21 protein-coding genes are annotated in these 22,956 nt (G+C 69.3%); 1 reads left to right on the plus strand and 20 read right to left on the minus strand.

The window, feature by feature from the left end; genetic code table 11:
• Positions 1-7: 7 nt before the first annotated feature.
• From VV01_RS09410 to efp, 5 genes are read right to left on the minus strand one after another with little or no spacing between them, the layout of a single operon-like run.
• A complete protein-coding gene (locus tag VV01_RS09410; RefSeq protein ID WP_050669660.1) occupies positions 8-430 on the minus strand; it encodes a type II toxin-antitoxin system VapC family toxin in 423 nt (140 codons plus the stop codon).
• Positions 427-681, minus strand: a complete 255-nt coding sequence (locus VV01_RS22290; protein ID WP_071606541.1) for a FitA-like ribbon-helix-helix domain-containing protein — start codon at positions 679-681, stop codon at positions 427-429. Before VV01_RS22290 ends, VV01_RS09410 begins: the two co-directional genes overlap by 4 nt.
• Positions 682-729: 48 nt before the next feature.
• Entirely contained in the window at positions 730-1,485 is a 756-nt protein-coding gene (locus VV01_RS09420; RefSeq protein ID WP_050669661.1) for a DUF1624 domain-containing protein, read from the minus strand.
• 53 nt (positions 1,486-1,538) lie between these two features.
• A complete protein-coding gene (nusB, locus tag VV01_RS09425; RefSeq protein ID WP_050669662.1) occupies positions 1,539-1,955 on the minus strand; it encodes a transcription antitermination factor NusB in 417 nt (138 codons plus the stop codon).
• Between the two features lie 3 nt (positions 1,956-1,958).
• A complete protein-coding gene (efp, locus tag VV01_RS09430) occupies positions 1,959-2,519 on the minus strand; it encodes an elongation factor P (RefSeq protein ID WP_050669663.1) in 561 nt (186 codons plus the stop codon).
• Positions 2,520-2,725: 206 nt separating this feature from the next.
• Here efp and VV01_RS09435 point away from each other — a divergent pair, with 206 nt between their 5' ends.
• Positions 2,726-4,303, plus strand: coding sequence for an FMN-binding glutamate synthase family protein (locus VV01_RS09435; protein WP_050669664.1), 1,578 nt, complete (start codon positions 2,726-2,728; stop codon positions 4,301-4,303).
• 4 nt (positions 4,304-4,307) lie between these two features.
• Here the strand turns inward: VV01_RS09435 and aroB are convergent, their stop codons facing one another.
• From aroB to VV01_RS09510, 15 genes are all read right to left on the minus strand, one after another.
• Positions 4,308-5,378: a 3-dehydroquinate synthase gene (aroB, locus tag VV01_RS09440; RefSeq protein WP_050669665.1), complete on the minus strand. Its 1,071-nt coding sequence runs from the start codon at positions 5,376-5,378 to the stop codon at positions 4,308-4,310.
• Complete coding sequence (locus tag VV01_RS09445; protein WP_050669666.1) at positions 5,375-5,893, minus strand: shikimate kinase; 519 nt, start codon at positions 5,891-5,893, stop codon at positions 5,375-5,377. Before VV01_RS09445 ends, aroB begins: the two co-directional genes overlap by 4 nt.
• The gene (gene aroC, locus VV01_RS09450; RefSeq protein WP_050669667.1) at positions 5,887-7,107 is read right to left on the minus strand and encodes a chorismate synthase; all 1,221 of its coding nucleotides are present in this window, start codon (positions 7,105-7,107) and stop codon (positions 5,887-5,889) included. The genes VV01_RS09445 and aroC overlap by 7 nt, the downstream gene beginning before the upstream one ends.
• Positions 7,108-7,153: 46 nt before the next feature.
• A complete protein-coding gene (locus tag VV01_RS09455) occupies positions 7,154-8,020 on the minus strand; it encodes a shikimate dehydrogenase (protein ID WP_050669668.1) in 867 nt (288 codons plus the stop codon).
• On the minus strand, positions 8,014-9,327 hold the full coding sequence (mltG, locus tag VV01_RS09460) for an endolytic transglycosylase MltG (protein WP_050669669.1): 1,314 nt from the start codon (positions 9,325-9,327) through the stop codon (positions 8,014-8,016). Before mltG ends, VV01_RS09455 begins: the two co-directional genes overlap by 7 nt.
• Positions 9,324-9,830, minus strand: a complete 507-nt coding sequence (gene ruvX / locus VV01_RS09465) for a Holliday junction resolvase RuvX (RefSeq protein WP_050669670.1) — start codon at positions 9,828-9,830, stop codon at positions 9,324-9,326. The genes mltG and ruvX overlap by 4 nt, the downstream gene beginning before the upstream one ends.
• A gap of 2 nt (positions 9,831-9,832) precedes the next feature.
• Positions 9,833-12,553: an alanine--tRNA ligase gene (gene alaS, locus VV01_RS09470; protein ID WP_050669671.1), complete on the minus strand. Its 2,721-nt coding sequence runs from the start codon at positions 12,551-12,553 to the stop codon at positions 9,833-9,835.
• Between the two features lie 248 nt (positions 12,554-12,801).
• Positions 12,802-13,713, minus strand: a complete 912-nt coding sequence (locus tag VV01_RS09475; RefSeq protein ID WP_082220911.1) for an ABC transporter ATP-binding protein — start codon at positions 13,711-13,713, stop codon at positions 12,802-12,804.
• 7 nt (positions 13,714-13,720) lie between these two features.
• A complete protein-coding gene (locus VV01_RS09480) occupies positions 13,721-14,785 on the minus strand; it encodes an ABC transporter ATP-binding protein (RefSeq protein ID WP_050669672.1) in 1,065 nt (354 codons plus the stop codon).
• A complete protein-coding gene (locus VV01_RS09485; protein ID WP_050669673.1) occupies positions 14,782-15,759 on the minus strand; it encodes an ABC transporter permease in 978 nt (325 codons plus the stop codon). The genes VV01_RS09480 and VV01_RS09485 overlap by 4 nt, the downstream gene beginning before the upstream one ends.
• Positions 15,760-15,851: 92 nt before the next feature.
• Positions 15,852-17,618 carry an ABC transporter substrate-binding protein gene (locus tag VV01_RS09490; protein WP_050669674.1) on the minus strand — a complete coding sequence of 589 codons (1,767 nt, stop codon included), beginning with the start codon at positions 17,616-17,618 and terminating at the stop codon, positions 15,852-15,854.
• 110 nt (positions 17,619-17,728) lie between these two features.
• Positions 17,729-18,736: an ABC transporter permease gene (locus VV01_RS09495; RefSeq protein WP_082220912.1), complete on the minus strand. Its 1,008-nt coding sequence runs from the start codon at positions 18,734-18,736 to the stop codon at positions 17,729-17,731.
• Between the two features lie 463 nt (positions 18,737-19,199).
• Positions 19,200-20,927: an ABC transporter substrate-binding protein gene (locus VV01_RS09500; protein ID WP_050669675.1), complete on the minus strand. Its 1,728-nt coding sequence runs from the start codon at positions 20,925-20,927 to the stop codon at positions 19,200-19,202.
• Between the two features lie 147 nt (positions 20,928-21,074).
• Positions 21,075-22,451, minus strand: a complete 1,377-nt coding sequence (locus tag VV01_RS09505; protein ID WP_050669676.1) for a replication-associated recombination protein A — start codon at positions 22,449-22,451, stop codon at positions 21,075-21,077.
• 88 nt (positions 22,452-22,539) lie between these two features.
• Positions 22,540-22,905, minus strand: coding sequence for a DUF2185 domain-containing protein (locus tag VV01_RS09510; RefSeq protein WP_050671834.1), 366 nt, complete (start codon positions 22,903-22,905; stop codon positions 22,540-22,542).
• Between the last annotated feature and the right edge of the window lie 51 nt (positions 22,906-22,956).

Genomic DNA, 22,956 nt, shown 5'->3' on the forward strand with positions numbered 1-22,956 from the left:
CGGTCGCTCAGCCAGTGTGGTCCCACGGGTCGACCAGTGTCAGGCCAACGCCCTCGAAGTCCTTGACGTTGCGTGTCGCGAGCGTGGCACCGTGCGCGAGGCACGTCGCTGCGATCTGTGCATCGAGGGGGTCGACAGGTCGCCCCAGACGACGCCTGGCGGACATCACCTCGCCGTAGTGCCCCGCGGCCTTGGCGTCGAAGGGCAGAACGGCGCGACCGAGAGCACCGAGAAGGTCGGTCAGGCGCAGGCCGAGGTGTTCGCGCCGCTGTCCGGGCGGCAGTACGGCGACTCCGGCTCGCAGCTCGGCGGCGACGATCCCTGAGACGCCGACGTCGCCGGCATCGATCGCATCGAGCCAGCTCGCGACCTGGGCATGAGGCCGCGCACGCATCATCTCCGACACCACGTTGGTGTCCAGAACGATCACGCGTCGTCGGAGAAGTCGGCCACTCCCCTGACCGAGCTGCCCTCAGGACGCGACCGCAGGTCGAAACCGCCCGTGGCTGCCCGGAACTCGCGCGAGATGGCACCCAGGGTGCGCCCGGGCGCGGCGTCTGCGAACTTGTCGGTGAGGATCTGGCGCACTTCGGCCTCCATCGATCGTCCGTGCTCGGCCGCGCGCACCTTGAGCCGGTCGCGCACACCGTCATCGAGGTCGCGAACGGTAATCGTGGCCACCGACATCACCTCCTCAGCGTGCTGTCAATGCTAGCACCGCGGGCGGAGTCAGCCTCGGAGCCAGACGAACCCGTGCAGCGCGCCCAGCAGCAGCGGCTGGTGGACGAGGTAGATGACGAGCGTGTGACGCCCGAGGTGCCGCAGCCCCGTGGACAGGCGGTCCTCGGCCCGCCAGAGCGCGAGCCGGTCGGCCAGCCGGTTGTCCTGCAGCCGGCGCATCAGCAGGATGCCGAGCAGAGTGACCGCCAGCATCGGCAGCACCGGCGCGGAGTCGATGGTCGGCTTCACACTCTCGGTGAGCCCCGTCCAGGACCACCACCGTGAGCTGCCGTCGATGACGATCAGCTGCGGGAGCACCAGCGCGAGCCCCGCAGCGCCGAGTGCGGTCGCCCGCGAGGCCCACACGAACGGCAGGGCGATCACCGACGTGAGCGCGATCGAGTGCAGGATCCCGAACGACACGAACTCCGTGGGCAACGCGACATAGGTCACCGCGCTGATCAGCGCGGCGTACCCGACGAGCTCGACCTCGCGGCGCCAGAACGCCTGAGCCCTGAATCGTTCGCGGTGCGCGAGCACCAGGCTGACCCCGACGAGCAGGAGGAAAGTCCCGGCGATGCCGTGGGCGATCCACCGGCCCCACGTCGTACGGCCGATGTCGACGCCGATGAGGTCCAGGGAGCCGAGGTCCCAGGTCAGGTGGAACGCAATCACCGCGATGATCGCGACACCGCGCAGGACGTCGAGGGCGGCCAGGCGCGTCGTACGGGCGGCGGGGGGCGCGGGGCGGGTGCTGAGGCTCATCCTCGGTAGGACTCCTGCACGGCGCATCCGGATCCCTCCCCGGCTCGACGAGCTCAGACGAGCGTGGGCTTGACCTCGGCGAGGCGGGCGAGGAGCCCGTTGATGAACGACGGCGACTCGTCGGTCGACAGCTCGGTCGCGAGCGCCACGGCCTCGGAGATGACGACCGCGTCAGGCACGTCGTCCTGGTAGAGCAGCTCGAACGTCGCGACGCGCAGCAGCGCCCGGTCGACGGCGGGCATGCGGTCCAGGGGCCAGCCCTGGGAGTACGTCGTCAGGGCTTCGTTGATGGTCGGCCACTTGGCGACGACCCCGCGGACGAGGTCACCGGTGTACGCCGGCAGGGGCGCCGGCGTCACCGGGGCGGCCTCCCGCTCGTCCAGCAGCGTGACGGCGTTGACGCCCCGCTGCTCGGCCTCGAAGAGCAGGTCGAGGGCCTTCTTGCGGGCCTTGGTCCGAGCGGATGCCATGCGTCAGCTGACCCGACCGAGGTAGCTGCCGTCGCGGGTGTCGACCTTGACCTTGGTGCCCTGCTCCAGGAAGAGCGGGACCTGGATCTCGGCGCCGGTCTCGAGCGTGGCGGGCTTGCTGCCACCCGTGGAGCGGTCGCCCTGCAGACCCGGCTCGGTGTGGGCGATCTCCAGGACCACGGAGGCCGGGAGCTCGACGTACAGGACGGTGCCCTCGTGCTGCGCGACGATGGCCTCCTGGTTCTCGAGCAGGAAGTTGGCAGCGTCGCCGACCGTCGCCTCGGGGATGTGGATCTGGTCGTAGGTCTTGGTGTCCATGAACACGAAGTCCGTGCCGTCCTTGTAGAGGAACTGCATGTCGGAGCGGTCGACGTTGGCCGTCTCGACCTTGACGCCGGCGTTGAACGTCTTGTCGACGACCTTGCCCGAGAGGACGTTCTTGAGCTTGGTGCGCACGAACGCCGGACCCTTGCCGGGCTTGACGTGCTGGAACTCGACGACGGACCACAGCTGGCCCTCCAGGTTGAGCACCAGGCCGTTCTTCAGGTCGTTCGTGCTTGCCACGCGTTCATCTCTTTCGTACGCCGGGAAGGTGTGGGCCGGGCAGCTCGCCCGGGCATGCCAGCACCCGTTCAGGTCAAAGGGGTTCTGCGGAAGTCTAACGGCTCAGGCGATGTCCCCGGAACGCATCGCGAACCCGGGGTGGGCATTCGGTGACGCCTCGGCCTCGCTCGTGGCATCGCACGGTGATCCGGGCCAGACTGCGACCCATGACGAAGTGGTCCCGCGCGCTGTCCGCACTCCCCCTGGTCGCCACGGCCGGGCTCGCCACCTGGGACATGACCCAGAAGAAGCACGCGCTGCTGCGCAACTTCCCGGTGCTCGGCCACGGCCGCTACCTGCTGGAGACCATCGGCCCGGAGCTGCGTCAGTACATCGTCACCAGCAACGACCAGGAGCGGCCGTTCAGCCGCGACCAGCGCTCCTGGATCTACGCCTCGGCCAAGGGCGAGAACAACTACTTCGGCTTCGGCACCGACGACGACGTCGAGGACCAGATCGGCTATCCGATCATCAAGCACCGCACCTTCAGTCCCACTCCCCCGCCGACGGACCCGCACAGCGGCAACGAGGTCGTCCTGCCCAGCGCCAAGGTCCTCGGTGGGCCGCGTGGTCGACGGCTGGCGTTCCGTCCGCAGTCGCTGATCAACGTCTCGGCCATGAGCTTCGGGTCGCTGTCCGGGCCGGCGATCGAGGCGATCAACACCGGCGTACGGCTCGCGGGGGCCATGCACAACACCGGCGAGGGCGCTCTGTCGCCCCACCACCGCCAGGGCGGCGACCTGATCTTCCAGATCGGCACCGGCTACTTCGGCTGCCGCGACGAGCACGGCAGGTTCGACCTCGAACGCCTCAAGGACGTCGTCGCCAGCGCACCGGTGAAGGCGATCGAGATCAAGCTCAGCCAGGGCGCCAAGCCCGGCCTCGGGGGCGTGCTCCCGGCAGCCAAGCTCACCGAGGAGATCGCCCAGATCCGCGGCGTCCCTCTGGGCCACGACGTGATCAGCCCGTCCCGGCACGGTGAGTTCACCGACGTCGACTCGATGCTCGACTTCGTCGAGCGGATCGCCGACGCCACCGGCCTGCCGGTCGGGGTCAAGTCGGCTGTCGGCGACCTGACCTTCTGGCAGCACCTGGTCGAGCAGATGGCGCCCGGTGATCGCGGGGTCGACTTCGTCACGGTCGACGGCGGTGAGGGCGGGACGGGGGCCGCGCCGCTGGTCTTCAGCGACGCGGTCGCACTGCCGTTCCTGGTCGGGTTCACCCGGGTCTACGCCGAGTTCGCCGCCGCCGGGCTCACCGACCGGTTGACGTTCATCGGCTCCGGCAAGCTCGGGCTCCCCAAGGCGGCGGTCGTCGGGTTCGGCCTCGGGGTCGACATGGTCAACGTCGCCCGTGAGGCAATGCTGTCGATCGGCTGCATCCAGTCGCAGAAGTGTCACACCGACAAGTGCCCGACCGGCGTCGCGACGCAGAACCCCTGGCTGGTGCGCGGGCTGGACCCCGCCACCAAGTCGGTCCGCCTGGCCAACTACCTCGCGACGATGCGCCGCGACCTGCTGAAGGTCTCCGAGGCGGTCGGCGTCGTCCACCCCGGGCTCATCTCGACCGAGGACATCGAGCTGCTCGACGGCACGCGCCGTGGTGTCGGGCTCGCCGAGGTCTACGGGTACGAGCCGGGCTGGGGCACCCTGGGCGCTCCGCTCGCCGACGAGATCACCCGGATCATGCTGGGCACCGTGCCCGTCGGGGGCGCGGCACAGCCGTCACCGAGCGCAGTGGGCTGAGGCCTCAGCCGGCCACGGCGTCGTACGCCGCGCGCAGCTGCTGCTCGCTGGGCCCCTCGAGACGAGTCGGTGAGCCGATCGCGTCGAGCGCGACGAATCGCAGCAGCGAGCCGCGGGTCTTCTTGTCGCGTCGCATAGCGGTGAGCAGGTCGTCCCACTGGCCGTCGGCGTAGGTGGTGGGCAGCCCGAGTGAGGTCAGCACGGCCCGGTGGCGGTCGACGTCCGCCTGGCCGAGCAGTCCCGCGCGCAGAGCGAGCTCGGCGACGTAGATCATGCCCACGGCCACGGCCTCGCCGTGGCGCCACGCGTAGTGCTCGACCTGCTCGATCGCGTGGCCGAAGGTGTGGCCGTAGTTGAGGATCTCGCGCAGCGACGACTCGCGCAGGTCCTGGGCGACGACGTCAGCCTTGACCTGGACGGCCCGCTCGACCAGCTCACGCAGGACGGGCCCGTCGAGGTCGAGCGCCGCGGCCGGGTCGCGCTCGACCAGCTCGAGGATCGTCGTGTCGACGATGACGCCGCACTTGACGACCTCGGCCATCCCGGCGACCAGGTCCGCGCGCGGCAGCGTCCGCAGCGTGGTGAGGTCAGCGAGCACGCCGACCGGGGGGTGGAACGCGCCGACGAGGTTCTTGCCCTCGGCGGTGTTGATGCCCGTCTTGCCCCCGACGGCCGCGTCGACCATCGCGAGCAGGGTCGTCGGCACCTGCACCACCGGCACGCCACGCAACCAGGTCGCCGCGACGAAGCCGGCCAGGTCGGTCGTCGCTCCTCCGCCGAGACCGACGACCACGTCGGTGCGGGTGAACCCGTGCTGCCCCATCAGTGACCAGAGCCCGGCGGCGACCTCAGCGGTCTTGGCCTGCTCGGCGTCGGGCACGGCCGCGTCGATGACCTCGAGGCCGGCACCGGCCAGCGCCCGTCGAACGGACTCCGCCGGGCCAGGGAGGGTCGGCGCGCGCACCACCAGTACCCGCTGTGCACGCTCACCCACCAGGCCGGGCAGGTCGTCCCAGGCGTCGTCGCCGATGACGACGTCGTAGTCGTCGCCGACGCGAATCACGTTGCGGCTCACCGGGACTCACTCTCGATCAGGGCCGCGACCTCGTCCACGACCACCTTGACGTCGCGGCCGCCGGTGTCGACGCGATGGGTGGCGAGACGCTCGTACGTCGGGCGCCGCTCCTGCATCAGCCGGGTCCAGGTCGCGCGGGGGTTGACCGCGAGCAGCGGACGGGTGCCGTCGAAGCCGACGCGCCGAGCCGCATCGGTGATGGTGACGTCGAGGAACACCACCACGTGGCCGTGCAGCGCCTCGGCAACGGGCTTCTGCATGGGAGCACCGCCTCCGAGCGCGAGGACACCGTCGTGTGTCTCGAGGGCGCGGCGTACGGCGTCGGCCTCCATCCTGCGGAAGACGGGCTCGCCGTCCTCGACGAAGATCTCCGAAATGGTGCGCCCGGCCGACTGCTCCACGAGCTGGTCGCTGTCGAGGAACGCGATCCCCAGGCGCTCCGCCAGCGCTTCGCCGGCGGTGGTCTTGCCGGAGCCGGGCGGTCCGATGAGCACCACGCGCGGACGAGTCACCATGAGCGCATGACCTCCGGGACCGAGGCGAGGTAGGACTCCAGGTTGCGGCGGGTCTCGGCGACGGAGTCACCACCGAACTTCTCCAGGCATGCCTGAGCGACGACGAGAGCGACCATTGCCTCGGCGACGACACCGGCGGCGGGCACGGCGCACACATCGGAACGCTGGTGGATCGCGGTCGCGGCCTCACCGGTGGCGACGTCGACGGTCTGCAGCGCACGCGGCACCGTGCTGATCGGCTTCATGGCGGCGCGGACCCGCAGCACGTCACCGGTGGACATGCCGCCCTCGGTGCCGCCTGCGCGGTTGGACTCGCGCCGGATCACGCCGTCCTCGCGCACCATCTCGTCGTGGGCCTGCGAACCACGGCGACCGGCCGTCGTGAACCCGTCGCCGACCTCGACACCCTTGATCGCCTGAATGCTCATCAGCGCGCCGGCGAGCCTGGCGTCCAGGCGGCGGTCCCAGTGCACGTGAGAACCCAGACCCGGCGGCAGGCCGTAGGCGAGGACCTCGACGACCCCGCCGAGCGTGTCGCCGTCCTTCTTGGCAGCGTCCACCGCAGCAACCATCGCGGCCGAGCCCTCGCCGTCGAGCGTGCGCACCGGGTCGGCGTCGAGCTGGGTGACATCGTCCGGACCAGGCAGGGGTGCGTCGTCCGCGACGGCCGCCTCGCCGATGGCGATGGTGTGAGAGACCAGGCGGATGCCGTACGCCTGCGCCAGGAACCGCGCAGCGACCTCGCCCAGCGCGACCCGAGCCGCCGTCTCGCGCGCCGACGCCCGCTCCAGGATGGGGCGAGCCTCGTCGAAGCCGTACTTCTGCATACCGACCAGGTCGGCGTGACCCGGTCGCGGCCGGGTGAGCGGCCGGTTACGGGCGATCTCCTTCTCGGCCCCGATGTCGTCGGCGGCCGCGATGTCCTTCTCCGGCACCGGGTCGGGACCCATCACGGCTTCCCACTTGGGCCACTCGGTGTTGGCGATGTGCACGGCGACCGGGCCGCCCAGGGTCGAGCCGTGCCGCACGCCGCCGAGGAAGCTGACCTGGTCCTTCTCGAAGGACATGCGCGCGCCGCGACCATAACCGAGCCGTCGTCGGGCGAGCGCCGCCTGCACATCGGACGTCGTCACGTGTACGCCGGCCGGGAGCCCCTCGAGGGTGGCCACGAGTGCGGGGCCATGGGACTCTCCGGCGGTCAACCAACGCAGCATGCCCGCGATCCTGCCACGGCGACCACGGGGTTCTTGCCGGCGGCTCTCAGCCTGAGACGGCCGAACGACCGACGCGCTGCATCTGCGCGAGCGGCGCGGGCCGGCCCGTCATCAGCTCGAACTGGGCCGCCGCCTGGTGAACGAGCATCTCGATGCCTCCGACCACCGTGCAGCCCCGCGTCGCGACGGCTCGTGCGAACGAGGTCGGCCAGTCGGCGTAGACCACGTCCAGAGCGACCTGACCTGTAGGAGCGTCGTGGGCGAGCGCGCCCGCGTCGATCACCGAACCCAGCGCCTGAGCGATCAGGTCCGATGCCCCGGCCGGTGTCGTGCTGACCAGGATGTCGGCGTCCGCCCACCCGGCGAGGTCGTCGGTGCCGCGCACGACCCGGGCGGTCATGCCGTGGTCGCGGGCCTGGGCCAGGGTGCTCTCGCGAGCGACATCGCGCACGACGAACGTCACGTCGCGGACGTGCAGCATCGCCAGCGCCGCGAGCACCGAGCGTGCGGTCGCGCCCGAGCCCAGCACCGCGGCTGTGCGTGCCGGTCGGCCCTCGCCGACACCGGCGTCGGCCAAGGCGGCGCGTACGCCCTCGACGTCGGTGTTGTCGGCGTCCCAGCCACCGTCAGCACGGCGCGTCAACGTGTTGGCGGCGCCGACCTGCAGCGCCAGCGGGGTGCTCTGAGCCGCGACCAGGAGGGCCTCCTCCTTCAGCGGCATCGTGAGGGACAGCCCTCGCCACTGCGGTCCGAGACCCTCGACGAACTCCGCGAGCCCGTCGCGCCGCACGTCGTAGGCGTCGTACGTCCACTCACTCAGCCCCGCCTCGGCGTACGCCGCGCGGTGCAGCAGCGGCGACAGCGAGTGGGCGATCGGCGAACCGAGGACCGCGGCGCGGGAGTGGCTCAGCACTTGCCGGGGTTGGACCGGCACCACGTCTGGAACGCGACGACGTTCTTCTGGTGCTCGGCGCCGGTCGTGGCGAAGCGGGTCTCACCTGTGGCCGGGTTGACCGTCACGAAGTACAGCCAGCCGCCCGGCGTGGGCGCCTCAGCAGCCTTGATGGCCTCGATGCCGGGGTTGCCGACCGGGCCGGGAGGTAGCCCCTTGTGCAGGTAGGTGTTGTAGGGGCTGGTGTCCTGGCGCTGCTTGTCGGTGGTCGTGATCGTGCCGCGCTTCTTGAGCAGGTAGTGGACGGTGGAGTCCATCTGCAGACGGCCGGCCGTCTCGGTGTTGGGCTTGAGCCGGTTCTCGATGACGCGCGCGACCTTGGGCCCGTCCTGCCCGCGCGACTCGGCCTGCACGATGCTCGCGATCGTGAGCACCCGCTCGAGCCGGTCCGGCGGGATCTGCAAGGCCGCCGTACGACGCTTGAACTCGGTGACCATCGAGCGCAGCTGTTCGGTCGCCGTGGCGTTCTTCGGGAAGTCGTAGCGCGACGGGAACAGGTAGCCCTCCACGTTGCCCTTGGCCGCCGCGGGAAGTCCCAGCTGGGAGGTGTCGACCTTGGCGTACTCCGCCAGCGGGGTGCCGGTGGCCTTGGACAGACGCTGGTAGATCTCGCTCGCCCACAGGCCCTCGGGCACGGTGACGCCCCCGGTCCGCGACGACGGGTCGAGCATCAGCGCCAGCGCCGAGGCGCTGCTCATCTGCTTGCGCAGGGTGTACGAGCCCGGCTGGATCCCGGCCGCCGACTGCTCTGCGGCGAACGACTGGGCGAACCTCGCGCCCGACTTGACGACACCGGCCTGCTGCAGCGTCGCGCCGATGTCGCTGCCGGTGTCACCGCGGTCGACGGTGACGGTGACGGAGCCGGTGCCCTCACCGGTGTAGTCGGCATCGGCCTGGTCGCTGCCACCGCCGATCGAGGGCAGGCTGATGTCGAGAGACTTCACCGCGACGTAGCCGCCCGCACCCACCAGCACGAGCGCGAGCAGGAGGGGCAGCCACGGGCGCCGACGACGACGGGGCGGTTCCTCGTCGTACTCGAACCCTCCGAGACCGTCGTCAGGCCCGTCGTAGGCGTCGACTGCGTGCTGCTCACGCTCCGCGCGCGCCTGGCGGCGACTCGACTCGTGGACCTGCTCGGCCTCACGACGGTCGCGCGCTGCCCGCCGGGTCAGGGGCTCGCCGTCGGTGCGGTGCACCTGCTGCTCTCGGGTGGCGTCCGGGTCGTCCCCGCCGAAGATCGAGTCACTCAGGTGGGGCGGCTCGTTCATTCTTGCCCTTCCGCGGCGCGTGACCGACGTGCTCGTGGTTTGCGTCCCCCCATGAGTTCCCCCGCAGGCTGTCCCGATCGTCGCTCGGAGTCAAGCGCGACCTGCAGGATCAGCACGGCGGCCTGCTGGTCGACGTGCGAGCGCTGCGCCCTGCCGGCAACGCCGCTGTCACGCAGCGCCCGGTGGGCATCGACCGTGGTCAGGCGCTCGTCGACGAACCGGATCGGTACGCCGGTGAGCCGCTCGCGCAGCTGCCGCGCCCATGCGCGTGCCGCCTGCGCGGCCTCGCCCTCGTCGCCGGACAGCGACCGCGGCAGGCCGACGACGACCTCAATGGCCTCGCGCTCGAGCGCGATGGCAGCAACCTGCTCGACGTCGCCGAGCCGAGCAGGTTGCCGGGCAATCGTCTCGACCGGCGTCGCGAGCACCCCGTCGGGGTCGCTCGCCGCCAGACCGACGCGGACACTGCCCACATCGACGCCGAGCCGGACGCCTCGTCGCACGATCAGCGTCCTGCGGTGACGGTCTCGCCGATGGTGTGCTCGACGCGCTGCAGGGCCTCGCCGACCTTCGTCGCATCCGAGCCACCACCCTGGGCGAGGTCGGGCTTGCCGCCCCCGCCACCGCCGAGCGTCGTCGCCGCGACCTTGACCAGGTCACCGGCCCGCACGCCCCACTCGCGCGCCAGCGGGTTGGTCGCGATGACCACGACCGGCCGCCCCTTGGCGACACCGGTGACCGCCACGACCGCGGGGCTGCCGTCACCGAGACGCGAACGCAGGTCGAGCACCAGGCTGCGTACCTCGTCACCGCTGAGCTCACCCGCGTCGTGGCCGACGAAGCGCACCCCGAAGACGTCCTTGGCCTGACCGGTCAGCTGTGCCGCCTGAGCGAGGACCTGCTGCTGGCGTACGGACTGCAGCTCACGCTCGGCGTCCTTGACCCGCGTGAGCAGATCGGAGATGCGTTCCTTCAGCTCGCCGGGCTGCGCCTTGACCAGCTGGCTGATCTCGGCCACCAGTGCGCGCTCCTTGGCGAGGTAACGCATCGCGTCGAGGCCGACGAAGGCCTCGACCCGGCGTACGCCGGAGCCGACCGACGACTCACCCGTCAGCGTCAGCGCGCCGACCTGGGAGGAGTGCTGCACGTGCGTGCCACCGCACAGCTCGCGCGACCACGGGCCGCCGATCTCGACGACGCGCACCTGCTCGTCGTAGGTCTCGCCGAACAGCGCCAGCGCACCGCGCTCTCGCGCCTCGGGCAGCGTCATGTAGGCCGCCGACACAGGCAGGTCCTGGCGGACCGCGCGGTTGGCGACGTCCTCGATCTCGCTGCGCGTCTCGGGTGACAGCGCCTGGTTCCAGGCGAAGTCGAGGCGCAGGTAGCCGGGCTTGTTGTAGGAGCCCGACTGCAGCGCCGACGGGCCGAGCACCTGCCGCAGCGCCGCGTGCACCACGTGCGTGCCGGAGTGCGCCTGGCACGCCGACAGCCGCCACTCGGGGTCGACCTGTGCCTGCACGAGCGCACCTCGACGCAACGCGCCCTCAAGGACCTCGACCGAGTGGACGACCAGGCCCTTGACCGGGCGCTGGACGTCGAGCACCCGCAGCCGCGCACCGTCGGCCGTGATGATGCCCTCATCGGCGATCTGACCGCCGGACTCGGCGTAGAACGTCGTGCGGTCGAGGACGACCTGGCCGGTGCCGCCCTGCTCGAGCTCATCGACGAGCGCTCCGTCGCGCACGAGGCCGCTGACGGTCGCCTCGGTGTCGAGCGCGTCGTACGCCCGGAAGTCGGTGGCGCCGAGCGCCCGCAGCTCCTTCCAGACCTCGGTGCTGCCGTGGCCGGCCTTCTTGGCCTTGGCGTCCGCCTTGGCACGGTCGCGCTGCTCCTGCATGAGCCGGCGGAAACCGCCCTCGTCGACCTGGACACCCTGCTCGCCGGCCATCTCCAGCGTGAGGTCGATCGGGAAGCCATAGGTGTCGTGCAGCTGGAACGCCTGCGCACCGGACAGCTGCGCCGGTGCCTGGCCCCCGGTCGACGCCTGGGTCTGCTTGGCACGGCTGACCGCGGTGTCGAGGATCGTCGTGCCCGCCACCAGGGTGCGCCGGAAGGCGTCCTCCTCGGCGTACGCGATCTGGCTGATGCGGGCGAAATCGGTCTCGAGCTCGGGGTAGGACGCCTTCATGCGGTCCTTGCTGACCGGCAGCAGCTCGGGCAGCGCCTTGTCCTCGTAGCCGAGCAGCCGCATCGCGCGCACCGCACGTCGCAGCATGCGCCGCAGGACGTAGCCCCGCCCCTCGTTGCCGGGCGTCACGCCGTCGCCGATCAGCATCAGGCTGGAACGCACGTGATCAGCGACCACGCGCAGGTGGACGTCGTCGGGGTGGCTGTGCGCAGCGTCGTGACCGGACCGGTCGCCGTACCGCTTGCCGGTCATCTCGGCCGCCCGGTCGAGCACCGGGAAGACCTCGTCGATCTCGTAGAGGTTGTCGACCCCCTGCAGCAGGCTCGCGATGCGCTCCAGCCCCATACCGGTGTCGACGTTGCGCGCGGGCAGCTCGCCCGCGACGTCGAAGTCGGCCTTGCTGCGCACGGCCGACAGCTCGTACTGCATGAAGACGAGGTTCCAGATCTCCATGTAGCGGTCCTCGTCGACGGCAGGGCCACCCTCGACGCCGTAGTCGGAACCGCGGTCGAAGAAGATCTCCGAGCACGGGCCACCCGGACCGGGCACGCCCATGTGCCAGTAGTTGTCGTTCTCGTCGCGCCGGGTGATGCGCGCCTCGGGTACGCCGACCACGTCGCGCCACAGCGCGAACGCCTCGTCGTCGTCCTTGAAGACCGTCGGCCACAGTCGTTCGGCGTCCAGGCCGTAGCCGCCCTCGGACTGCGCGGTCGTCAGCAGCTCCCAGGCCATCTCGATGGCTTCACGCTTGAAGTAGTCACCGAAGGAGAAGTTGCCGTTCATCTGGAAGAACGTGCCGTGGCGGGAGGTCTTGCCGACCTCCTCGATGTCGCCGGTGCGCACGCACTTCTGCACGCTCGTCGCGCGCGACCAGGGTGGCGTCTGCTGGCCCAGGAAGTAGGGCTTGAACGGCACCATGCCGGCGTTGACGAACAGCAGGTTGGGGTCGTCGTAGATCAGCGGTGCGCTCGGGACCACGCTGTGGCCCTTGCTCTCGAAGTAGCGCAACCAGCGGCGGCGGATCTCAGCGGTTTCCATGTCGGGTGTTCCTTCGTCGTTCGGCGCAGGACGGGCCTGCGCAGCCGGCAGTCGCCGGCCAGGAGGTCAGGGGGTCGAGGGCAGGGCCGCGCGGCCCTGGGTAGCTCGCCTGATCACCCGGGTGACATCACCCAGCAGAACACTCACTGACAGCTCCTTGCGCTTCACGCTTCGCCTGACATGCCGATGCGCACGACCCTACCGGTGGGGATCGTGCGCATCGACATCAGTTTGCCCGAGGGCGAGGGTCAGACCGCTTCCTGCCCGGCCGCAGCCGCGTGGTGCTTGCGCGCGGGGTCACGGACGGCGTTGATGTCCGGGGCCGCGGCGAGCAGCGTCTGGGTGTACGGGTGCTGCGGGTTGTCGTAGATGTCGTTGCGGTCGCCGTACTCCATGATCTTGCCGCCGTACATCACGGCGACCCGGTCGCAGAAGTGGCGCACGACGCCGAGGTCGTGAGCAACGAACACGAACGCCAGGTTGAGCTCCTTGCGCAGCTTCTCGAGCAGGTTCATCACCTGTGCCTGGATCGAGACGTCCAGAGCCGACACCGGCTCGTCGGCCACGATCAGCCGCGGCTCGACCGCCAGTGCTCGGGCGATACCGATGCGCTGGCGCTGACCACCCGAGAACTCGTTCGGGTAGCGGTTGACGTGCTCAGGGTTGAGCCCGACCAGCTCGAGGAGCTCCTGGACCCGCGCCTTGCGCTTGTCCTTCGGCACCAGGTTGTGGATCTCCAGGGGCGTACCGACGATCGTGTTGACCGTCTGGCGCGGGTTGAGCGACTGGTACGGGTCCTGGAAGATCAGCTGCAGGTTGCGCCGCATCGGCCGCAGCTGCTTCTCCTTGAGCTTGGAGATCTCCTGACCCTCGAACTTGATCGAGCCCGCTGTCGGGTCGATCAGCCGGGTGATCATGCGGCCGGTCGTCGTCTTGCCACAACCGGACTCGCCGACCAGGCCGAGCGTCTCGCCGGCAGCGACCTCGAACGAGACGCCGTCGACGGCCTTGATTACGGACTTGGTCGGGAAGAGACCTTCGTACTCGCGCACCGGGTAGTGCTTCTTGAGGTCGGTGACCTCCAGCAACGGCTCGGGGCGGCCCGCCTTCGCGGGGTGGATGACCGGCTCGTGATCGGTCCAGCTGGGCTGCTCACTCATCGGTTCATCACTCCAGGGTCTGCGCGATCTCGGACTCGAAGATCTCCGCGGGTTCGGGCAGGTGGCAGCGCGACAGACGCGCCGAGCCCGGCTCGCGGGGCTCCAGCCCGGGAAGGGTCTTGATGCAAGGCTCCCCCACCCGCTCCTGGAAGTCGCAGCGAGGGTGGAACGAGCATCCGGTGGGCAGGTTGATCAACGACGGCGGCAGCCCGCGGATCGGGCGCAGGTCGCTCCCCTGCGCCGACAGCTTCGGGATCGAGCCCAGCAGGCCCCAGGTGTAGGGGTGGCGCGGGTTGACGAGCACGTCGTGCGCCGTGCCGTACTCGACCGCCCGACCGCCGTACATCACCATGACGTCGTCGGCGACCTCGGACACCACGGCAAGGTCGTGCGTGATCAGCACGATCGCCGAGCCGAAGTCCTCCTGCAGGTCGGCGAGCAGCTCCAGGATCTGGGCCTGCACCGTCACGTCCAGAGCCGTGGTCGGCTCGTCGGCGATGAGCAGCTTGGGGTTGTTGACCAGCCCCAGGGCGATCATCGCGCGCTGCCGCATACCACCGGAGAACTCGTGCGGGTACTGGTTGGCGCGGCGCTTCGGGTTGGGGATGCCCACACGGTCGAGCATGTCGACCGCGCGCTCCATCGCGACCTTCTTGGACACCTTGTGGTGCACCAGGTAGGCCTCGGCGATCTGCCATCCGATCTTCTTGAACGGGTGGAAGGAGCTCTGCGGGTCCTGGAAGATCATCGAGACCGTACGGCTGCGCATCTTGCGGATCGTGGCCTGCGAGGCCCCGATCAGCTCGGTGCCGTCGACCTCGATCGAACCGCTCATCCGGGTGCGCTTGGGGTCGTGCAGACCCATCACGGCCATGCTCGACACCGACTTGCCCGAGCCGGACTCACCGACGATGGCCAACGTCTTGCCGAGCTCGACGTGATAGCTCAGACCGTTGACGGCGTTGACGAGCCCGTCCGCGGTCGGGAACTGCACCTGGAGGTCCTCGACCTTCAGGACGGTCTCGCCCGCAGCGGCCGGCCTGTCCTGCTCGAGTGCTGCTGGGGTGCTCATGACAGCTTCACGCGGGGGTCCACCACTCCGTACAGAAGATCGACGATCAGGTTGATCACGACGACGAACGTACAGCCGACCAGCACGACTCCTGAGATCACAGGGAGGTCGCCGTTCTGGAAGGCAAGGATCGCCGAGCGTCCCATTCCCGGCAGGCCGAAGATCGACTCGGTGATCACTGTTCCGCTCATCTCACCAGCAACGTTGAGCCCGACCAGCGTGACCACTGGTGCAATCGCAGCGCGCAGACTGTGCTTGGTCGCGATCGTGCGCTCCGTGAGTCCCTTGGACCGGGCCGTCCGGACGTAGTCCTGACCCTGAGTGTCGATCATGCTCGCACGGACGTACCGGATGTATCCGGTCGACTGCACGACCCCGAAGAAGATCCAGACGCCGAGCAGGCCGGTGAACCACTTCCACGGGTTGTCCGTCAGGGGCGTCCAGCTCGACCGCGGAACCAGCTCCCAGAAGACCATCACGTACAGGAAGAACAGCAGGCAGATCACGAAGTAGGGGATCGAGCCGAGCAGCTGGCTGCCGCCGACGATCACCCGGTCGACCCAGGTCGCGCGTTGTCTCGCCGCCAGCACGCCGAAGATGAGCGCGATCGTCGTGTAGGCGATTGCCCCTCCCGCGACCAGGGACGCGGTCACCGGGAGCGCCTCGAAGACAATGTCGCGCACCGGGCGGTTCTGGAAGTAGGACCAGCCGAAGCACGGGGCGTCGCACTTGCGCACCTCGGTCTCCGTGCCGACGACCAAACCCTTGGCGTACTGGGTGAACTGCTCGGTGACGGGCTTGTCGAGACCGAGGCTCTTGGTGATCGACTCGAGTCGCTCCGGGGTGCACTTGTCACCGCAGAGCGCTCCCGCAGGGTCGTTCGGCCCCAGGAAGAAGATGATGAAGGTCGTCGTGATGGCGGCCGCGAGGACGCTGATGCCGAGGATCAGTCGTCTGAGGATGTAGACGAGCACGTGCCGGACTCCTGAACGGAAGAGAAGATGGGACCCAGGCCTCCGGCCGGGACGGCGAGCCGTCCCGGCCGAAGGTCACACGAGGTGTGGCGTCAGCCGACCCAGATGTTGGCCAGGTCCGGGACACCCGCGTTCGGGTCGATCTTCACGTTGTGCACCTTGGTGCCGAAGATCGCCGAGCCCTTGCCCGCGTACATGACGACCGCAGGGACGATCTCCTCGCGGATCTTCTTGTCGAGAGCGCTCCACTTCGGGCCCTGCTGCTCGATCGGGAGAGCCGCGATGTCGGCCATCTCCTTGTCGAGGGCCGGGTCCTTCACATTGCCGACACCGGTGTTCGGGGCCAGCTTGGAGCTGAAGATCGCCGGGTAGATCGAGGCTCCGGCCGGCCAGTCGTAGCACCAGCCCGTGCCGACACCGTTGCCCATGTTGGTCGGGGCCTCCGGGTCCTTGATCTTGGCGCGCAGCTGCGAGCCGGGGACGCCGATCGCCTTGACCGTGAAGCCGGCCTTCTCCAGCGCGGGCTGGCGGATGGCCTGGGCCTTCTTGGTCGACTCCTTGTCGTTGGTGTAGTAGTACGACAGGGTGAAGCCGAGCTTGCCGGCCTTCTGCAGCATCTGCTTGGCCTTGGCCGGGTCACCGACAGCGGTGACCGGCTGACCCTCGGCCTTCAGGTCCTGGAACCCGGGCACCTGCGGGGCGCTGATCGAGCCGCCGGGAGCCGCGTCGAACTGCGACAGACCGGTCGCCTGCATCAGCGCGCGCGTCGGCCATGCGACCTGGATCGCGCGACGCACCTCGAGCGGGATCTTCTGGGTGTCGAGCGAGGCGCTCGTCCAGCTCACGCACGGGCTCGGGCCGCTGGCGACCTGGTTCTTCTTGGCGCCGGTGGCGTCCTTGAGGACCGAGGCGTCGACACCGTCGTAGGTCAGCGACGTGGCATCGGGGCCGTTGCTCGCCATGATCGCCTTGGCGGTCGCCGCAGCGTCCTTGCCGAAGTTGAACTGGACGGTGTCGGGCAGCTGGCTGCGGGCGGGGTCGGACGCCGCGTCCCAGTTGGTGTTCTTGACCAGGGTCAACGAGGAGCCCTTGACGTACTTCTGGATCTTGTACGGACCGGTCGAGACCCACTTGAGCTGGTAGTTGGTCTTGGTGTCCTTGGCCTTCGGAATGCCACCGAACATGGTGAACGAGGCGAAGTACGGGAAGTCCTGGACCTTCTTGGCCAGGTGGAAGGTGATGACACCGTTGGCGTCATCGGACTCGATGCCCGGGAACTTGACGTTGGGCTGCTTCCACGGGCCCTTGTAGGTGTCGCCACCCTTCAGGTACTCCATCTGGTAGGTCGGCCCACCCGGCATCTCCTCCGTGGCGAACGAGCGCAGCACGGAGTACTCGATGTCGGACGCCTTGATCGGCGTGCCGTCCTCGTACTTCAGACCCTTCTTGAGGGTGAACTTCCAGGTGAGGCCGTCCTTGGACTGCTCACCGAGGTTGGTGGCGAGGTCGGGCACGAGGACCGACTTGCCGTCCGGCTGCACCTTGTACTGCGTCAGGGTGCGGGTGGTCAGACGCAGGATCATCGCCGTGTCCTGGAAGTACTGCGTCGACGGGTCGGTGTTCTCCGGCACCGACTGGGCGTTGAGGGTGAGCGTGCCACCCTTCTTCGCTCCGGCGGGCACGGCTGCCGGACCCTTGGCGTCGGGCTGAAGCGCGGCGCTGGCCGGTACCTTGGCGAACTCGTTCGTCGGCTGATTGCCAGGCGAGCCGTTGCCAGTCGAGTCGTTGTCGTTACCTCCGCAGGCCGTGAGGGCGAAAGCACCCGCCGCGGTGAACGCGAGGACCTTGGTCCAGCGCATAGTGATCTCCTTCGTGTCTCCCGGGTGGTGACCGGGACGGCTCGGGTACGGCCCCGCGCCTGGTCGGTGTTGTGTGGTGGGTCGTGCAGTCAGGTGTCGACGCTGAGTGGTCAGCGGCGGGTCTGGGGGTTGAAGGCGTCGGACACGGCGTCGCCGAACAGGCTCAGCGCGAGGACGAGCAGTGAGACGCTGATCGCCGGGATCCACATCCACAGCGGATAGGTGTCGAACTGCTGGGCGCCGGCCGAGATCGTCTGGCCCCAGGAGTTGATGGGCGGCTGGAGGCCGACGCCGAGATAGGACAGGCCGGCCTCGGCTGAGATGAAGCCGGGGATGAGGACCGACAGGTTGACCAGGATCGGTCCGAGCAGGTTGGGCAGCAGCTCCTTGCGGATCACCCGTCCGGTCGGCATCCCGAGAGAACGTGCCGCCTGGACGAACTCGCGCTCACGCAGCGAGAGCACCTCACCGCGGACGAGTCGAGCGACCGTCGGCCAGGAGAAGAACACGAGCACGAAGATGATGGCCGCGAAGCGGATGTTGGCCTGCCGCTCGGGCGGCACGAAACCGAGGCTGTCCGGGTTGCCGAACCGGTTGATGAGGATCGGCACGAGTCCGATCGCCATCAGGATGAACGGCAGCGACAGGATGAAGTCCACGAACCAGTTGATGACCCGGTCGACCCAGCCGCCGAGGAAGCCGGAGATGAGACCCATGATCGCGCCGAAGAACACGGTCAGGGCGGCCGCGACGATGCCGATGATCAGCGACGGACGCGCGCCGTACGCCCACTTGTAGAACAGGTCGTAGCCCGTCCCGGACTCGACACCGAACGGGTGGTCACCGCTGGTCTGGAAGAGCGGAAGGCCGTTGAAGTCGAGCGCAGCGTTGTCGGGCTGGTCGTCGACGCCCACGATCTTGACGAGCAGCGGCGCGAAGATCGCGATGATGATGAAGATGATGATGACCCCGAGGGAGATCATCGCGATCTTGTCCTTGCGCAGCCGCTCGAGAGCGATCTGCATCGGGGAGCGTCCCTCGCGAGGAGCGGGGCCGTTGGCGGCATCCTCCTCGGACGCGGCGATCATCGTCGCCTCGGTGCCTGCTCCCAGACTCATTCATCCTCCGTGACGTGACGGCGACGACGGGGTGTCGTCGCTGCTGTCGAGTGGGCGTGGTGTGCACCCGGACCGTCTGACGCCGGTCGGCGCCACCCGCAGAAATGTGCCACAGGGGCTCGGGGTGTCCACCCCCGTACGCGGCACGGACACCCAATCGTTACCTAGGCGGCGGAACTGCTGTGCCGAGCTCTACGTCGAGCCCGATTTCGTGCGCATGGATAGCCCACCTCAATGATTCGGGCCGACGAGCGCTGCGCACCGAGCCGCGAATAGCGTTGCAGCACAACGTTATTCGCGCAGTAGCGGCGATCTTGCAAACACACGGGGGCCGCACCCACGCCCACCGGTGTTCCGCGGTGAACGAGCGTGCGACCCCCGTTGCCCGTGCGTGCGTCACGAGCGATGTGGCAGAGACCTGGCCGTGACCTCCGAGGCCCTGCCGTGACCTTCCGTGCGCCGGTCAGCCGACCCAGATCTGGGCCATGTCCGGCCAGCCGCGGTTGGGGTCGTTGACGACGTTGTGCACCTTGGACCCGAACAGGTAGGTCGCCTTGCCGTAGCTCACCGGCAGCGCGGGGATGACGTCCCGCGCGAGGTGCTCGTCGAAGCTGCTCCACTCGGAACCCTGGTCGGCAACCGGCAGGGCCGAGATGCGCTTCATCTGGGCGTCGAGGCCGCTGTCGGCGAGGAATCCGACGCTCTGGCCGCTGGTGCGCACCGTCGTACTGAACAAGGGCGGGTAGACCGAGTCGCCTGCCGGCCAGTCGTAGCACCAGCCCGATGGCCCCATCTGCGTGTTGACGGGGCCCTTGTCGGTCTCTGACCGCTTCTTGCGGATGACGTCCTTGGAGACGCCCTTGTCGTCGACCTCGAACCCGGCCCGCTCCAGCCGCTGCTTGAGCACGGCGTTGACCTGCGCCTCACGGCTGTCGTCGTTGACGTAGTAGTAGGAGATCCTGAAACCGACCTTGCCGGCCGCCGTGAGCATCTGGCGCGCTGCGGCAGCGTCACCGTTGCCCTCGCCGGTGAGGTGGTTGGGCGGGTCGTACTTGGCGAACCCGGGCACCTGAGGCGCGATGTACGAAGTCGCCGGCGACGCGGACAACGACGTGTCTCCCCCGGCTCGGCGCACGGCGTCGTACGGATAGGCGCGCGCGATCGCCTTGCGCACGGCGAGCGGGATGCTGCGCGTGTCGAGCGTGAAGTAGGTGACGCACGGGTCGGGGCCGGTGACCAGCCGATCGGCGGCGTCGGCCTTGACACGGCTCACGAGGTCGGCGTCGATCGGGTCGGTGTTGACCGTGGTCGCCGCTCCCCCGTCGCTGTCGACGATGCTCTCCTGGGTCTGGCTCACGTCAGCGCCGAACCGGATGTCGAAGGCGTCGGGCAGCTGGCGACGCGCGGGGTCGGAGGCGGCGTCCCAGTGCGGGTTGCGCTGCAGCCGCAGTCGTCCCTTGGAGTAGGTGTCGAACATGTACGGACCGGACGCGAGCGGGTTTCGGCCGTACTGCGAGCCACTCTCCTCACGCTCGGGGATCGGCGACATCTGCGTGAACGAGGCGTAGTACGGGAACGTCTGCCACTTCTTGCTCAGGTGGAAGACGACCGTCCGGTCACCGCGCGCCTCGGCACCCGCGAACGCACCCTTGTCGCGGAACGGACCCTTGTAGGTCTCGCCGCCCTTGAAGTACTCGATGTTGTACGACGGCCCGTCGGGCAGCTCGTCGGTGGCGAACGACCGCTTGGTCGCGTAGACGACGTCCGCTGCCTTGATCGGCGTGCCGTCGGCGTACTTCAGCCCGGGCTTGAGGGTGAACGTCCAGGTGAGGCCGTCCTTGGACTGCTGGCCGAGGTCGGTCGCGAGATCTGGCACGAGGACCGACCGGCCGTTCTCGACCTTCCAGGTGGTCAGGCTGCGGACGACCAGCTGGCTGAGGATGGAGCTGGCGTCGCGGTAGTACGCGCGCGTCGGGTCGAACGTCTCCGGGACGTTGGCGAACGCGAACGACACCGTCCCGCCCTTGCGGGCGCCTTCGGGCAGGCTTGCCGGGCCGACAGCGTGCGGGTCGAGCTGCGCCGATGCCTGCTGGATCTCCTCCGTCGGCGGCGACCCGACCTTCTGGCCTCCGCACGCGGTCAGAGTGAGGGTCGTGGCGACAGCAAGGGCCCAGGCCTTGGTCGAGCGCATGGGTAGGAGCTCCTTGGGAGGATCAGCGTGCGAACGCACAGCGGGAGCCCACAGCGCGACGCCGTTGTCCGGGGGCTCGTCACAGCACCCGGTGCGCCGCAACGGTGCCAATCGTATGGTCCGGACCAGCCCTGGGTCAGGAGTTCGTCAGTTCTGGTCCTGGTCGTGGATGGTGCGCCGCAGCTGCTGCCACCGCGGACCGATCGTGCTCTCCCATCCGCGATCGGTCGGGTGGTAGTAGTCGGCCTCGCCCTGGAGCCCGTCCGGGAGGAACTGCTGCGGCCCGACACCGCCGGGCTCGTCGTGGCTGTAGCGGTAGCCCTTGCCGTGGCCCAGCCGCGCGGCACCGCCGTAGCTCGATCCGCGCAGATGCGCCGGTACGGCCCCTCCCCGACCCTCGCGGACGTCGGCGATCGCGGCGTTGACCGCGGCATAGCTCGCGTTGGACTTGGGTGCCACGGCGTTGTGGACCACGGCCTGGCCCAGGATGATGCGCGCCTCCGGCATCCCGATCTGGGCGACGGCATGCATGGCGGCGACGGCCGTCTGCAGCGCCGTCGGATCGGCCATACCGATGTCCTCGCTCGCGGCGATCACGATGCGTCGGGCGATGAAGCGGGGGTCCTCGCCCGCCTCGAGCATGCGGGCCAGGTAGTGCAGTGCGGCGTCGACGTCGCTGCCCCGCATCGACTTGATGAGCGCGCTCGCGACGTCGTAGTGCTGGTCGCCGCCGCGGTCGTAACGCACGGCGGCCGTCGCAACGGCCTGCTCGACGTGGGCGAGCGTCATCGGCCACGGCCCGTCCGACCCGGGCGGCGCCGCGTCCTCGGCGACGCCGGCGGCTGCCTCCAACGAGGTCAGTGCCATCCGCGCGTCGCCGCCGGCCATGCGGACGAGGTGGTCGCGCGCGTCGTCGGCGAGCTCGAAACCCCCTGCCAACCCACGCTCCTCGCGCACGGCGTCGTCGATCAGGCGGGCGATGTCGTCGTCGTCGAGCGAGGTGAGCCGCACCAGCATCGAACGGGACAGCAGCGGGGCGATCACGCTGAACGACGGGTTCTCGGTGGTCGCGGCGACGAGGACGACGAGGCGGTTCTCGACTCCCGGCAGCAGCGCGTCCTGCTGGGCCTTGCTGAAGCGGTGGATCTCGTCGAGGAACAGCACCGTCTGCCGGCCGTAGAGATCGCGGTTGCGCGCGGCCTGATCCATGACGGACCGCACGTCCTTGACCCCGGCGTTGATGGCGGACAGCTCGACGAACGTCCGGTCGCTCGCCCCTGCCACGAGGTGCGCGAGCGTGGTCTTTCCGGTGCCGGGCGGGCCCCACAGGATCGCCGAGAGCGGTCCCGCCGCACCACGAGCGCCTTCGACGAGGCGCCGCAACGGGCTGCCCGGTCGCAGCGCCTCGGCCTGGCCGCGCACCTCATCGAGCGTTCGCGGGCGCATGCGCACGGCGAGGGGCGGCGTACCGGCCTCGCCCTGCACCTCGCCCGACGATGCGGCGAACAAGTCGTCTGCAACCACGGGCGCCACGCTAACCCGTGGTGCCGACGCTGCTCGATCAGCACTCGCCTGTAGGGCAGCGCCAGCACCGGCGTAGGGCGATCCGCGCTCAGGCCCGAGCCCTCGGCGGGATGAAGAGCTGCTCGCGCGGAACCTCCCGGCCGGTGGTCGTCTCCACGATGTGGATCCCTCGCTCGTCACGGACCACCTGGAGGTCCGAGCCCACGGGCAGGTCCCAGATGCCGATCAGCGCGGGCTCGATCGCGCACACCTCGTTGAAGTCGACGACCTGGAGGTGCTCGGGATCGGAGAGGTACTCCGAGGTGTCGACGTGGCTGAAGATCCGCCAGCCGTTGTCGGCCGATGCCTGCGACTCCTCACGCACCATCCAGCGCACCGTCCCGACTTCGGACATCACGTTCCTCGACACCAGGCACGCGCCCGCCTTCGGGATGAACTCCGGGTACGCCGTCATGCTCAGCTCCTTGACCTCGACGTCCTGACTCGTGACCACTCTGCCGGCCTG

The organism is Luteipulveratus halotolerans (genome assembly GCF_001247745.1).
GTDB classification, from domain to species: domain Bacteria; phylum Actinomycetota; class Actinomycetes; order Actinomycetales; family Dermatophilaceae; genus Luteipulveratus; species Luteipulveratus halotolerans.

Excerpts from the sequence above, each read along its gene's own strand:
- VV01_RS09500 (WP_050669675.1), bottom strand. The coding sequence starts at position 20,927 with ATGCGCTCGACCAAGGCCTGGGCCCTTGCTGTCGCCACGACCCTCACT.
- VV01_RS09490 (WP_050669674.1), bottom strand. The coding sequence starts at position 17,618 with ATGCGCTGGACCAAGGTCCTCGCGTTCACCGCGGCGGGTGCTTTCGCC.
- mltG (WP_050669669.1), bottom strand. The coding sequence starts at position 9,327 with ATGAACGAGCCGCCCCACCTGAGTGACTCGATCTTCGGCGGGGACGAC.
- VV01_RS09480 (WP_050669672.1), bottom strand. The coding sequence starts at position 14,785 with ATGAGCACCCCAGCAGCACTCGAGCAGGACAGGCCGGCCGCTGCGGGC.
- VV01_RS09445 (WP_050669666.1), bottom strand. The coding sequence starts at position 5,893 with ATGGTGACTCGTCCGCGCGTGGTGCTCATCGGACCGCCCGGCTCCGGC.
- VV01_RS09420 (WP_050669661.1), bottom strand. The coding sequence starts at position 1,485 with ATGAGCCTCAGCACCCGCCCCGCGCCCCCCGCCGCCCGTACGACGCGC.
- VV01_RS09510 (WP_050671834.1), bottom strand. The coding sequence starts at position 22,905 with ATGACGGCGTACCCGGAGTTCATCCCGAAGGCGGGCGCGTGCCTGGTG.
- VV01_RS09495 (WP_082220912.1), bottom strand. The coding sequence starts at position 18,736 with ATGAGTCTGGGAGCAGGCACCGAGGCGACGATGATCGCCGCGTCCGAG.
- alaS (WP_050669671.1), bottom strand. The coding sequence starts at position 12,553 with ATGGAAACCGCTGAGATCCGCCGCCGCTGGTTGCGCTACTTCGAGAGC.
- VV01_RS09435 (WP_050669664.1), top strand. The coding sequence starts at position 2,726 with ATGACGAAGTGGTCCCGCGCGCTGTCCGCACTCCCCCTGGTCGCCACG.
- aroC (WP_050669667.1), bottom strand. The coding sequence starts at position 7,107 with ATGCTGCGTTGGTTGACCGCCGGAGAGTCCCATGGCCCCGCACTCGTG.
- nusB (WP_050669662.1), bottom strand. The coding sequence starts at position 1,955 with ATGGCATCCGCTCGGACCAAGGCCCGCAAGAAGGCCCTCGACCTGCTC.
- VV01_RS09475 (WP_082220911.1), bottom strand. The coding sequence starts at position 13,713 with ATGAGTGAGCAGCCCAGCTGGACCGATCACGAGCCGGTCATCCACCCC.